General features: G+C 68.4%; 13 protein-coding genes. All 13 read left to right on the top strand.

All coding sequences use genetic code 11. The features are described from left to right. Positions 1-256: 256 nt before the first annotated feature. Positions 257-1,498, top strand: coding sequence for a cytochrome P450 (locus Amac_RS07965; protein WP_155353660.1), 1,242 nt, complete (start codon positions 257-259; stop codon positions 1,496-1,498). Beyond that, a complete protein-coding gene (locus Amac_RS07960) occupies positions 1,495-1,716 on the top strand; it encodes a ferredoxin (protein ID WP_155353659.1) in 222 nt (73 codons plus the stop codon). The genes Amac_RS07965 and Amac_RS07960 overlap by 4 nt, the downstream gene beginning before the upstream one ends. A 2-nt stretch (positions 1,717-1,718) precedes the next feature. Then, entirely contained in the window at positions 1,719-2,201 is a 483-nt protein-coding gene (locus Amac_RS07955) for an acyl-CoA dehydrogenase family protein (protein WP_218040932.1), read from the top strand. Then, complete coding sequence (locus tag Amac_RS57870; protein WP_218040931.1) at positions 2,194-2,304, top strand: acyl-CoA dehydrogenase family protein; 111 nt, start codon at positions 2,194-2,196, stop codon at positions 2,302-2,304. Before Amac_RS07955 ends, Amac_RS57870 begins: the two co-directional genes overlap by 8 nt. An 82-nt stretch (positions 2,305-2,386) precedes the next feature. Next, positions 2,387-2,851, top strand: coding sequence for a methylaspartate mutase subunit S (gene glmS / locus Amac_RS07950; RefSeq protein WP_218040930.1), 465 nt, complete (start codon positions 2,387-2,389; stop codon positions 2,849-2,851). Further along, positions 2,844-4,319, top strand: a complete 1,476-nt coding sequence (locus Amac_RS07945) for a hypothetical protein (RefSeq protein ID WP_155353658.1) — start codon at positions 2,844-2,846, stop codon at positions 4,317-4,319. The genes glmS and Amac_RS07945 overlap by 8 nt, the downstream gene beginning before the upstream one ends. Continuing rightward, the gene (locus Amac_RS07940) at positions 4,303-5,073 is read left to right on the top strand and encodes a citrate/2-methylcitrate synthase (RefSeq protein ID WP_155353657.1); all 771 of its coding nucleotides are present in this window, start codon (positions 4,303-4,305) and stop codon (positions 5,071-5,073) included. The genes Amac_RS07945 and Amac_RS07940 overlap by 17 nt, the downstream gene beginning before the upstream one ends. Before the next feature lie 2 nt (positions 5,074-5,075). Continuing rightward, positions 5,076-6,287, top strand: coding sequence for an ATP-grasp domain-containing protein (locus tag Amac_RS07935; protein ID WP_155353656.1), 1,212 nt, complete (start codon positions 5,076-5,078; stop codon positions 6,285-6,287). Beyond that, complete coding sequence (locus Amac_RS07930) at positions 6,284-7,156, top strand: succinate--CoA ligase subunit alpha (protein ID WP_155353655.1); 873 nt, start codon at positions 6,284-6,286, stop codon at positions 7,154-7,156. The genes Amac_RS07935 and Amac_RS07930 overlap by 4 nt, the downstream gene beginning before the upstream one ends. A 141-nt stretch (positions 7,157-7,297) precedes the next feature. Beyond that, entirely contained in the window at positions 7,298-9,253 is a 1,956-nt protein-coding gene (locus tag Amac_RS07925) for a branched-chain amino acid ABC transporter permease (RefSeq protein ID WP_155353654.1), read from the top strand. Further along, positions 9,250-9,999 (top strand): ABC transporter ATP-binding protein, encoded by a 750-nt coding sequence (locus tag Amac_RS07920; RefSeq protein WP_155353713.1) that lies wholly within the window; start codon positions 9,250-9,252, stop codon positions 9,997-9,999. The genes Amac_RS07925 and Amac_RS07920 overlap by 4 nt, the downstream gene beginning before the upstream one ends. Further along, the gene (locus Amac_RS07915) at positions 9,996-10,724 is read left to right on the top strand and encodes an ABC transporter ATP-binding protein (RefSeq protein WP_155353653.1); all 729 of its coding nucleotides are present in this window, start codon (positions 9,996-9,998) and stop codon (positions 10,722-10,724) included. Before Amac_RS07920 ends, Amac_RS07915 begins: the two co-directional genes overlap by 4 nt. Positions 10,725-10,799: 75 nt before the next feature. Beyond that, positions 10,800-12,002, top strand: coding sequence for an ABC transporter substrate-binding protein (locus Amac_RS07910; RefSeq protein ID WP_155353652.1), 1,203 nt, complete (start codon positions 10,800-10,802; stop codon positions 12,000-12,002). Positions 12,003-12,007: the final 5 nt, after the last annotated feature.

Raw genomic sequence — 12,007 nt, 5'->3', positions numbered from 1 at the left:
GTCTGGGCACAGCTCGCCGAAATCGCCCCACCACCGGGCACGTCTCTGGCGACGTACCCGCCTCCTGCTCACAGGGCGCCCCCAGCGGACGGTGTGGCAACAAGCACATCTGACTGGCCACACGCGGCCAGCCGACGTCGTTGATGAGCTGCTCTTCTTCACGGCCGGGTGTGAGCTGCAGTGAAATGAGCCATCGCGGACCCTTGACGTCCCTTGTCTTAAGTATACAGAATTCAAGCGCTAGGAAAGGAGCGCCATGTCTACTGAGGCCGTGCCGACCGTCGGGACCTATCCCAGCCCAAAGGACGCTCGCTGTCCCTATGAGCCGCCGAAGGCCTACACCACGCGGCTCGAAGAGCAGCCCATGCTGAGGATGCGGCTGTGGAACGGCGACGAGGCATGGGTGGTGGCCGGATACGAGGAGGGACGCATGCTGCTGGGAGATCCCCGGGTGAGCGCGCGACCCGACCTGCCCGGGTACCCCCACGTCAGCCCTGCCCTCGCCGGCTACCGGAAGAGTGGCCTTCAGACGTTCAACAACAAGGACAACCCAGAGCACAACGTCGAACGACGCATGTTCACGAAGTGGTTCACGGTCAAGCGGATCGAACGTCTGCGCCCCCGTGTCCAGGACCTCGTGGACCAGGCGGTCGACCGGCTGATCGCCATGGGTTCACCGGTCGACCTCGTCGAGCACTTCGCGCTGCCCATCCCCTCTCAGGTGATCTTCGAGCTGCTCAACGCGCCGTACCGGGATCACGAGATCGTCGAGCACGAAACGCACACGATGTTGTCGTGGCGCTCCTCGGCCGAGGATTCGCGGGCCGCCTCGCAGCGTCTTCTCGACTACTGCTACGGCCTCATCCAGGACCGCTCAGAGCACCCGCTGGAGGACGACGTCCTGTCCCTGGCCATCTCCGAGCACGTCAAGACCGGCCATTGCACCATGGAGCAGCTGGCGGAGGGCACCCGCCTGCTGTTCCTCGCGGGTCACGAGACAACGGCGAACTCGATCGCGATGTCCGTCATGGCGCTGATCGACCACCCTTACCAGCTCGCGGCGTTCCTCAACGCGAAGGACCCCAGGCAGGTCGCCTTGGCCGTCGACGAACTGCTTCGCTTCGCGACGATCGCGCAGGCCGGCCGGTGCCGGGTCGCCCTCGACGACATCGAGGTCGGCGGCACGACCATCAAGGCAGGGGAAGGCATCGTGGTCTCCAGCGAGACCGCCAACCGTGATCCCCGATTCTTCGACCATCCGGCCGAGCTCCACCTTGACCGTCCCAACGCCAAGGACCACGCGAGCTTCGGCCATGGAACCCACCGATGCATCGGAGAGACCTTGGCGGAGATCGAACTGCAGGTCGTCCTCACCACGCTGTTCCGCCGGCTGCCGGCCCTCCGCGTCGCCGTCCCCCGCGACCGGCTGCGGTTCAAGACGGACCACACGATCTACGGCCTGTACGAGCTCCCGGTGGCGTGGGGTGATCCGAAGTGAAGTTCCAGGTCGGGACGGCCGGAGAGCTGACCGTCGATCGATCGTTGTGCATCGGCAGCGGCCAGTGTGTTCTCGCCGCCGCGGACGTCTTCGATCAGGACGACGACGAAGGCCTGGTGGAGGTGGTCGTCCCCGAGATCGACCCCGTGATCGCGGACGATGTGATCCAAGCGGCGGACGGTTGTCCGTCCCAGGCCCTGCGGTACCTGGCGTCCTGACGATGAGACGCACGATCTTCGACACCGACCACAACGACTTCCGCGACATGGTCCGCTCCTTCGTCGCCACGTCCGTCGCTCCCCGGGTCGACGAGTTCATCCAGGCCGGCGCGATCGCACGGGACGTGTGGCTGGCAGCGGGGAAGCTCGGGCTGCTCGGCCTCCACGTTCCCGAGCGGTACGGCGGGTCCGACGCGCCGGACTACCGGTTCATGGCCGTGGTCCTGGAAGAGCTGTCGCGCGTGACGGTGGCGCTCGGGTCGGCGTACTCGATCCACGCCGACATCGTGGCGCCTTACCTGCTGCACCTGACGACGGGTGACCAGCGGCGGAGATGGCTACCGGGTTTCTGCTCGGGAGAGCTGCTGACCGCCATCGGGATGACGGAGCCATCGGGCGGATCCGACCTCGCGGCCCTTCGCACGCGTGCCGTCCGGGACGGGGACGGCTGGCGGTTGGCACGGCGGGTACGGGTACATGAATGAGTACCGCGTGGGACGTGCCTGGCGCGATGCGCGGGTGACCAAGATCTGGGCCGGCTCGAATGAGATCATGAAGGAAATCATCGGGCGAGACCTGGGGCTTTGAGTTTCGAAGGCACCTCGACAAGAGGGTTCTTTCTCCGCAAAAATTCTGTATTCAAGATACAAGACTGAAGGGAGTGGAAGTGGTGACAAGCGTCCTGAGGCGCATCCGCGTGGTCGTCGGGTCGATCGGCGACGACATCCACGTCGTGGGCATCACCCTGCTGGGCCATGCCCTGCGCAACGCAGGCGCCGATGTGATCCAGCTGGGGATCCAGACCTCGCCTGCGGAGTTCGTCGCGGCCGCCGTGACCGAGGACGCCGACGCCGTGTTCGTCTCGTCGAGCAACGGGCACGCGGGAATCTTCTGCCCCGATCTGGTGGCAGGACTCCGCGAGGCGGGCGCCGACCCCATCCTGTACGTCGGAGGCAACCTGTCGGTCAGCGCCGCGACGCCGTGGGACGAGGTGCGCGAACGCTTCGCGCGCATGGGGTTCGACCGGGTCTACCCGCCGCGCACGTTGCCCGACCAGGCGGTCCGGGATCTGGCGGCCGATCTGCGGGCGCGCGGGAGTTCGGACCTGCCGGAGCAGGGGAGCCAGAATGTCTGACCAGGTCTCCAACGAGATGCTCGACCTGGACGAGCTCAGGGCGCAACGCGCGTCCGTCTTCCACCGGCAGCTCAGCCGGGAGCCGTACGACCTCGACGAGGCCTGGGACTTCGCGCGGTCGAACGCGGAGCGCTGCGGCATGGCCGCCACCCTCGCCCGGGCCAAGTCCACGGGGGACACGGTGGCCATTCCCCGCGCGGGTGTCGCGCACTGGGACGCGCAGCTTGAGCTGATGCGCACGCTCTCGGCGGCGGGAGCGGGCGTCGTCCCGATCACGGTCGACAGCCTCACCCGGTCCCTGAAGTTCGAGGACGCGGCCAAGGCCCTCGCCCAGAGCACGCCCGACCGCTCCGTGCTCAACGGATATCCGCTCCTCGCCCACGGAGTCGAACGCACGCGGGAGCTGATCTCCTCCGTCGATCGGCCGGTCATCGTGCGCGCCAACGCCATCGACCTGCGGCTCGTGGCCGAAACCGCGTTCGCCTCGGGGGCGACGGGATTCGTGTCGGGCCCGATGTACGCGACCCTTGAGTACTCCAAGCTGGGGTCCCTTGAGGTGTCCATCCCAAACTGGCAGTACATCTTCCGGTTGATGGGAGAGTACGCCGCCCACGGCGTCCCCATCGTCGAGGACGCGATCGGTTTCGCGCAGAGCGGGACGTGCTCGGTTCCCTCCTTGATGCATGTCGGGGTCGTCCTCGACGCGCTGATCATGGCCGGGCAGGGAGTGAAACACATCGTCCCGTACCAGATGCTCCAGGGGCATGTGGCCCAGGACGTCGCCGGCTGCCTCGCGGTGGGCACGCTGACCGACGAGTACCTCGCGAAGCTGGGCTTCGGGGACGTGCGGACCTACGTGGCCAGCAGCGACTGGAACGGCGCATTCCCATCCCGCCAGCCCGACGCCTACGGCCTGCTCGCGGCCAACGTGCTGGCCTGCGCGATCGCCCGGACGCCCGTCAACTACGTGAAGACGATCGAGGAGGGCATCGGCGTGCCGACCGCGGCGGCGAACGCCGCCAGCATCCGGTTCACGCGGTATCTGACTCACCTGATCTCCCGCCAGGCCGCGTCGCTGATCTCTCCCGAGGTTCAGTTCGAGCTCGAACTGAACCTGATGGAAGCTCGCGCGATACTCGACGCGGTCCTGGACATGGGAGATGGCGACCCGGTTCGGGGGTCTATCTCCGCCTTGGCGGTCGGTGTGCTGGATATTCCGTTCTCGCCGAACGTGCATGTGCGGGGAAACGTCCTTCCCGTCCGCGACGCCGACGGCGCGGTGCGTTTCCTCGATCGTGGCGCGCTGCCGTTGCCCGCCGCCGCGCTCCGGATCGAAGCCGAGCGACTCGCCTCCCGCCGCGCGCGCAGCGGCTCCGGCGAGCTTTCCTACCAAGACGTGATCGACGACCTGTCCTTCCTCGAATTCGAGGAGCCGACCCTGCCAGAAGGCGGTGACCCCCATTCCTGACCTGAGTTCATGGTCCACCTCGATCACCGACGTCAAAGACAGTTCGATCCGCTATCGCGGTGTCCCCATCGAGGACCTGATCGACGACGGTGACCTGGCGACCACGCTGTGGTTGGTGCTCTTCGGGGGAACGCCCGGCACCGGCTCCGCCGACGCGCTCCGCCGCGCTCTGATCGCCGCACTGGACCACGGTGTCTCGGCCCCGTCCACGCTGGTCGCGCGGGTGACCGCGTCGACCCGGTCGGCGGTGCCCTTCGCGGTCGCCGGTGGCCTGATGGCGTTCGGAGGCCCCGCGCACGGCGGAGCGGCCGAAGGGGCGGCGAATCTCTTCGTCGAGATCGCGGCCTCGGACGACCACGAGACCGGCGCCCGCGACGTGGTGCGGCGGCTGCTGGACCGCGGGGAGAGACTTCCCGGGTACGGGCATCCCTACCACCGGCGGGATCCGCGCGTTCCCGGCCTCATGGGCGGCGTGGCCGAGGACCGGACTCACCGGCGGATCGCCCGGCTCTGCGAGGCGGCACTCCGTGCGGAGTCCGGGCGTGACCTGCGCATGAACGCCGACGCCGCGGTGGCCGCGCTGCTCCTGGACGCCGGGCTCGGTACCGCCGACATCACCCTCGTCACCGGGCTGGGGCGGGCCTTCGGGCTGGCCGCGCACGCCCGCGAGGAGCTCATGGAGGAGAAGCCCTTCCGCGCCCCGTCCCTGGACACGATCCGGTTCGTGTCACCCGCCAAGCAGGAGGAAGCGTAGCGATGACGAAGTTGCTCGAATACCAGGTGAAGGAGATCCTCCGCGGGGAGGGGATCGCGACGCCCCCCGGGCTGGTCTGCCGTTCGGCGGCCGAGGCCCGGGAGGCGGCGGCGCAGCTCGGCGGCCGGGTGTTCGTGAAGGCGCAGGTCGCCGCCGGGGACCGGGCGTCCGCCGGCGGGGTGCGGTCAGGCGCGGACCCGGCGGAGGCCGAGGCGATCGCCGCGGAGCTCCTCGCGACCCCCATCCAGGGCATGCCGGTCGAGGCCGTACTCGTCGAGGCCGGCATCCAGGCCGAGTGGGAGGGGTACGCGAGCGTCTCGATCGTGGAAGGCCCGCCGCGCCGCGTGCTTCGCTTCTCCCGCTCCGGCGGGACCGGTTTCGACCCGGCGCGGGCGGCCTTCCAGCTGGAGTTCGACTCGCACGTCGAACCCCACGTGATCAGACGGGAGCTCCGGCGCACCGGCCTCGCCTCGCACGAGCTCCTGGAGGTGACGCGGACGCTGTCCGCGATGGTCCGGTGCGTCGCGCGCTGGTCGGCCTACCTCCTGGAGCTGAACCCGATCGCGTTGACCCCGCAGGGCCTGGTCGCACTCGACGGCAAGGCCGACATCGACGACTACTCCAAGGCCTTGATCCCGGACGCGGCGTACCTGGAGGCGGTGGAGACGGACCCGCGCGAGCGGCTGGCCCGTGAATACCAGTCCCGTGACCACCGGGGGAGCTTCCGCTACGTGCAGCTGCTGTCCGAAGGGGCGGTGCCCGCCGAGCAGCCTCGGGTCGCCTCGCACTCGGTCGGAGGGGGCGAGTCGATGGTCGTCCTCGACGCCCTCGCCGCCGCGGATCTCGCGCCCACCAACTACTGCGACACCTCGGGATCTCCCTCCGCCGAGAAGGTCGCGGTGGCGGCCGAGCTGGTGGCGGGTCAGCCGCACATCGAGGGCGTGCTCTTCTCGACCTGCATCGCCAACCAACCGCTCACCACGACGGCGCACGGGCTGGTCGACGGCTGGGAACGCGCCGGTTGGCGGGGCCCCAGCGTGGTGCGCTTCGCGGGCAACGAATCGCCGCAGGCGCGGGACATCGTAGTGCGGTGGGCCGCGGGCCGCATGGATCGCCTCCGTGTCGTCGGTGAGGAAACCGATGAGTGGACGGCCGCGTGGATGCTGCGTGACCTGATCGAGGACGTCAACTCAAGCGAGGAGCAGGGCCGATGAGTTTCTTGGTGGACCGGAACACGCGCGTTCTCATTCAGGGCATAACCGGCCAGCTCGGCGTGTACGTCACGGAGTTGATGTCCGAGGCCGGCTACCTGCCGGTGGCCGGCGTCACCCCCGGCCGTGGCGGCACCTCGGTCGGCGGAGTTCCGGTCTTCGACACCGTCGCCGAAGCGGCCGACCAGACCGGGTGCACCGCGTCCCTGGTGCTGGTGCCCCCGTCCGGGCTGCGGGACGCGGCTCTTGAGGCGATTCATGAGCGCATGGACCCCATCGCGCTCATGGTCGACGGAGTTCCGCTCAACCTGTCGATCGAACTGCTGAGCAAGGCGCGCGAAAGCGCGGTGACGCTGATCGGTCCCAACAGTCCGGGAATCATCAGCCCGGGCCAGTGCCTGCTCGGGGCCCTGGATCCCAGCAGGTTCACGCCGGGCGAGGTCGCCGTCGTGTCGCGCAGCGGCGGGATGATGTCGACGATCGCCGACACCCTCGCGCGCGCCGGCATAGGCACGTCCACGTGCATCGGCATCGGCGGGGACAGCGTGATCGGCATCGACATGCCCACGGCCGTCACGCTGGCGGAGAAGGATCCGGACACCCGGGCGATCGTGATCTTCGGCGAGATCGGGACCACGCAGGAGGAGCGGCTCGCCGAGCTGATCCGCAAGGGCCAGGTCGGCAAGCCGGTCGTCGCGTACATCGCGGGCGCGGCGGCCCCGGCGGGCATCCGCTACAGCCATGCCGGCGCCCAGGCCGACGGACCTGCCGGAAGCGCCCAGGCCAAGATGGCGACGCTCGCCGAGGCGGGCGCGCACGTGGTCGAGAGATACGTCAGCGTGGGGCAGCTGACCAGGGAATTGCTGGGCTGATCCGCTGGCCTCACCGGTCTCCGGACCGGCAAGTGAAACCCCTATCCCTGACTATTGTATTCAAGATACTGAATCCGTATATTCCTGAGTGGCTGATTACGGGCACTCCACATCCCAGGCAGGACGAGGAAAGGGGTGGGCATGGATCTCCTCATGCAACACCTGTTCAACGGCGTGGTCGCCAGCTCCGTATACATGCTCATCGCGGTCGGCATCACGCTGGTGTTCGGGCTGACGCGACTGATCAACTTCGCGCACGGTCAGTTCCTCGTCCTCGCCGTCTTCGTGGCACTCGACCTGATCACGGCGGGGGTGCCCTTCGTCTTCGCCGCGTTGGCCGCCGTCGTGGCCGCCGGCGTGATCGGCTGGCTCAGTGAACGGCTGCTGTTCCGCTTCACGATGGACAACCCCTACAACGGACTGATCATCGGCCTCGGGCTGCTGCTCGTGCTGGAGTCGGCGGCCTTCAAGATCTGGGGCGGTTTCCAGGTCGGCGTCCCCGCCGCGCTCGACGGCGGCGCCGGCCTCGGCGACACCTACTTCGCCTGGAACCGGGTGCTCGTGCTCGTCATGGCGGGCCTGGTCACCGCCGGTCTGTTCGTGCTGCTGGCCAGGACGAAGCTCGGCGCGCAACTGCGGGCCGCGCACGAGAATCCCGTCGCGGCATCGCACGTCGGCGTGAACGTCGGGCGCATGGTCACGGTCGCCTTCGTGGCGGGCTCCGCGCTCGCCGGGCTGGGCGGCGTGTTCTACGGCACGCTCCAGCCCGTGGGCGCCTTCGACGGTGCGCACCTGATCCTCAAGGGATTCGCGGTCGCCCTGCTTGGCGGTCTGGGGAACGTGTCAGGGCTGGCGAAGGCCAGCGTGCTCTACGGCATCGGTGAGACGTTGGTGGCGGGTTACGGCCGTGCCGAATACGTTCCGTTCTTCACCTACGGAGTGATCATCGTTGTGCTGCTCGTGCGGCCGGGTGGTCTCTTCGAGAAGCACCCGCCCAGCGACTCGACCTTCGCCCGGTCCTCCAGGGGCGTCGCCCACGTGCGGCGGCACAGCCGGGTGGAGACACTGCTGGGCGGCGCCGCCTTCGTGCTCCTGCCAATCGTGATCTTCGAGGCGGTGGGCACATCCCGGTTGCAGTCACTCGTTCTGCTCAGCGTCCTGTACGCCATCCAGGTCTACGCGCTGGCGTACGTGTATGAGACCACCGGTGTCCTGTCGATCGCGCAGGGCGGCCTGATGGCCGTGGGCGCCTACTCGGCCGGGGTCATCGCCGTGCACCTGGGTCTGGGCTTCTGGTGGGCGCTGCTGGTCGCGGTGCCGCTGACGGTGGTGGCCGGGGCGCTCCTCGGGCTGGTCGTCTCCCGATGTACGGGCCACTACCTGCTCCTCGTCACGCTGGCCTTCTCCGCGCTCGTCACCCAGGTGACGCTGACCGCCATCGACCTGACGAACGGCGACAACGGGCTGATTCTGCCGGAAAGCCTCCCCGTGATCGGTTCCATCACCTTCACCGACCTCCGGTCGCAGTTCTACCTGGTGCTCCTCGTGGCGCTCCTGGCCGCCTTCGGCCTCCGCAGGTTCAAGCCGACCCGCTTCGGCCGGCAGCTCGCGGGAGTCCGGGAGAACGAGAGCCTCGCCCGCTCGATCGGCCTGCGGGTCGGCCGGGCCAAGGTCGGCGCCTTCGCACTGAGCGGAGCCGTGTCAGCCGTGGGGGGCGTGCTCTACCTCTACACGCAGACCGTGATCGTCCCCACGTCGTTCGACACCATCTTCAGCATCAAGATCGTCATCATCCTGATCCTGGGTGGGATCTCACTCGCCGGCCCGCTGGTCGCCTCGATGGTCTTCGTGTTGCTGCCCGAGCTCCTGCGGCTCGATCCGGTGGACCAACAGTTCCTGTTCGGGGTGCTGCTCATCATGATCATTCTCCTTCTCCCGCACGGCCTGGTCCCAGCGCTGATCACCGGCTATTCGACGCTCCGGTCTCGTCTCATCCGCACCGGCCACCCGGCCGCGGCCGCCGACTCCGGCAGGCCCGCGGCCGGTGGCGCCGACGTGCGGTCCCCGTCCGACCTGGTGCGAGAGGAGATCTCATGAGTGAGGTCCTGCTGCGCGGCGCCGGGGTGACGGTTCGGTTCGGCGCGCTGGTCGCCTGCGACTCGGTGGACATCCACGTCGCGGCCGGTGAGATTCTCGGCATCATCGGCCCGAACGGCTCGGGAAAGAGCACGCTGCTGCGCGCGCTGTCCTCCGTTCACCCGCCGACGCGGGGCGGCGTCTTCTGGCGAGGCCAGGAGGTCACCGGCTGGAAGGTCGACAAGCTGGCCCGGCACGGGCTGGTCATGGCGTCGCAGAACCAGATGGTCTTCAGCGGGGTCACCGTGCGGGAGGCACTCGCCATCGCGCACAGCTGTCGCCCGAAGGGCAAGCGCGTCGACGAGGCGCTCGTCGGCGAGAGACTCGTCGCGCTCGTGGGCCTCGACGCGGTCCTCGACGCGCTCGCGTCCGACCTTCCCCTGGGCTATCTCCGCCGGCTCGGGATCGGCATCGCGCTGGCGGCGCAGCCGGACCTGCTGCTGCTCGACGAGCCTGCGGCCGGGCTCAACGACTTCGAGACGCGCGAGCTCAAGGCGCTGTTACTGACGTTGCGGGATCTGGGTGTCACCGTCGGCATCGTCGACCACGACATGACCTTGATGGTGTCCATGTGCGACAGGGTGGTGGTCCTCGACGCCGGAAAGAAGCTGGTCGAGGGCCCTCCATCGGTGGTGGTAAAGGATCCGCGGGTCATCGAGGCCTACCTCGGGACCTCGATGGGGACAGCGCTGGAGGAGAAGTCGTGAACACCGTCGACACCGAGCTGGAGATCTCGGGACTCACCGCGGGGTACGGCGGGGTCGTCGCCGTCAAGGACGTCAGCCTGTCCGTGCCGGTGGGCACGACCGTCGCCCTGCTCGGAGCGAACGGTGCGGGCAAGAGCACGATCCTGCGCAGTGTCTCCGGTCAGGTGCAGCCGCGGTCCGGCGACATCCGGCTGAACGGGGAGCCGATCGTCGGTCTCCGCCCCGACCAGACCCTCGCCAGGGGCGTGGCCCATGTGCTCGAAGGCCGACAGGTGTTCGCGCAGATGACCGTGCTGGAGAACCTCCGGCTGGGTTCCGTCCGGCGCGGGGGCGAAACCCAAGACGAGACCATCGCGCTGCTGCTAGACCACTTCCCGGTTCTCGCGGAGAAGGCGAAGCAGCCGGCGGGTCAGCTGTCGGGTGGACAGCAGCAGATGCTCGCCATCTCGCGCGCGCTCATGTCGCGCCCGCGGATGCTGCTGCTCGACGAGCCGTCGCTGGGTCTGGCACCGGTGATGCTCCCGACGATCGTGGAGCTGATCCGTTGGGCGCAGACCACGTTCGGGGCCGCGGTCCTGATCGTGGAACAGTACAGCGCGCTGGCCCTACAGGTCTCGACCTGGGGTTACGTGCTGCGGAACGGACGCCTCGTCGCCTCCGCCTCCAGCGCGGAACTGTCGGAGGGCGACGCCATCAACACCGCCTACTTCGGTGTCGACCCCTGAGCACCGCGCTCGAAATACAACCCGGGGAAAGTCACGGGCTCGGACACCCACGTCCGGGAGAACCAAAGGAGAGTCATGCGTAGAAAGTTCGCGGTTGTGGCCGCCGTCATATCGCTGTCGACGGCCGCCGCCTGTGGCTCGGACGGGGAAACGAGCGTCAACGATCACGTGATCGAAATCGGGGCCGTGCTGTCCTTGACCGGCCCCTTCGCCGCCCAGGGCGAGGCCCATCTGGGCAGCATCAAGCTGGGGATCGACCAGGTGACCAAGGCCGGCGGCATCACCGTCAACGGCCAGAAGTACACCTTCGCCGTAACGACGAAGGACTCGGCCAGCGACCCCGCGAAGGCGACGGCGGGGGTCCTGGGCATGATCCGTGACGAGGGGGTCAAGTACCTGATCGGGCCGGCCGACACCCCGTCGGTGGTCGCGGCGGAGTCCGTGGTCACCAAGCAGGACGTGCTGTGGCTGGCCGGGTCGACCTACATCTCCGGCCGGCTGGAGGCGAAGGCCGGTGACCCGGCCTTCGCAAAGATCTTCGGTACGAACCCGAGTGCGGCCACGGTGTTCCCGGCGGCCGTGAACGGGGCGCTGCAGTACCAGCCCGGCACCAAGACGGCCGCGATCGTGTGGCCGTCCGGGGCCGCGTCCGACCCCTATGTCGAGCTGATCGAGAAGGCCTTCGCCGCCAAGGGGGTCGAGGTCGTGGACAAGCTGCGTTTCGACATCGCGAGCACCGACTTCTCCGGCATTCTCACCAAGCTCAAGTCGTACAAGCCGGACATCATCTTCACGGGCACCACCAGCGGGGCGGTCCAGGCCTTCGCCTCACAGGCCGTGCAGCTCGGCAGCCCGTTCGGCAGCATGATCGTCTTGGGAGCGACCGCCGGAACCGGGCTGACGGGGAACAACGGCAAGCCCCTTCCCTTCCCGTACATGTACATCATGAACCGGGGCCTCGACCCGTACACCGGCAACCCGGACGTCACCCAGCTGTTCCAGCAGTACGAGCAGGTCAACGGCAAGCCGCCGGCCCTGGACGCGCAGCTGTACGCGACGGAGTTCACCTCCTCGATCAACGCTCTCGCCAGGGCCATGGAGAAGGCGGGAACCGTCGACGACCCCGACGCGGTGGCCAAGGCGCTTAAGACGGTGAGCGTCAACGCGGGAAACGGCGACGTCTCCTTCGCCCAGGACGGGGTGCTCCAGGCGCCCATCGCGGTCTGCGAACTCCGCGACGGTGACGGGACCTGCAAGCTGGTCACGCCCGGACAGTGAGCCGG

Origin of the sequence: Acrocarpospora macrocephala, from assembly GCF_009687865.1 — a bacterium.
In the GTDB taxonomy this organism is placed as follows: Bacteria; Actinomycetota; Actinomycetes; order Streptosporangiales; family Streptosporangiaceae; genus Acrocarpospora; species Acrocarpospora macrocephala.
Note: the sequence above shows the minus strand (reverse complement) of the source record. Positions and strands in the feature narration are given on the sequence as shown.

Bases quoted from the DNA above. Each gene is read 5' to 3' on its own strand.
- Amac_RS07930 (WP_155353655.1), top strand. From the start codon at position 6,284: ATGAGTTTCTTGGTGGACCGGAACACGCGCGTTCTCATTCAGGGCATA.
- Amac_RS07955 (WP_218040932.1), top strand. From the start codon at position 1,719: ATGAGACGCACGATCTTCGACACCGACCACAACGACTTCCGCGACATG.
- Amac_RS07910 (WP_155353652.1), top strand. From the start codon at position 10,800: ATGCGTAGAAAGTTCGCGGTTGTGGCCGCCGTCATATCGCTGTCGACG.
- Amac_RS07935 (WP_155353656.1), top strand. From the start codon at position 5,076: ATGACGAAGTTGCTCGAATACCAGGTGAAGGAGATCCTCCGCGGGGAG.
- Amac_RS07965 (WP_155353660.1), top strand. From the start codon at position 257: ATGTCTACTGAGGCCGTGCCGACCGTCGGGACCTATCCCAGCCCAAAG.
- Amac_RS57870 (WP_218040931.1), top strand. From the start codon at position 2,194: ATGAATGAGTACCGCGTGGGACGTGCCTGGCGCGATGCGCGGGTGACC.
- Amac_RS07920 (WP_155353713.1), top strand. From the start codon at position 9,250: ATGAGTGAGGTCCTGCTGCGCGGCGCCGGGGTGACGGTTCGGTTCGGC.
- Amac_RS07925 (WP_155353654.1), top strand. From the start codon at position 7,298: ATGGATCTCCTCATGCAACACCTGTTCAACGGCGTGGTCGCCAGCTCC.
- Amac_RS07945 (WP_155353658.1), top strand. From the start codon at position 2,844: ATGTCTGACCAGGTCTCCAACGAGATGCTCGACCTGGACGAGCTCAGG.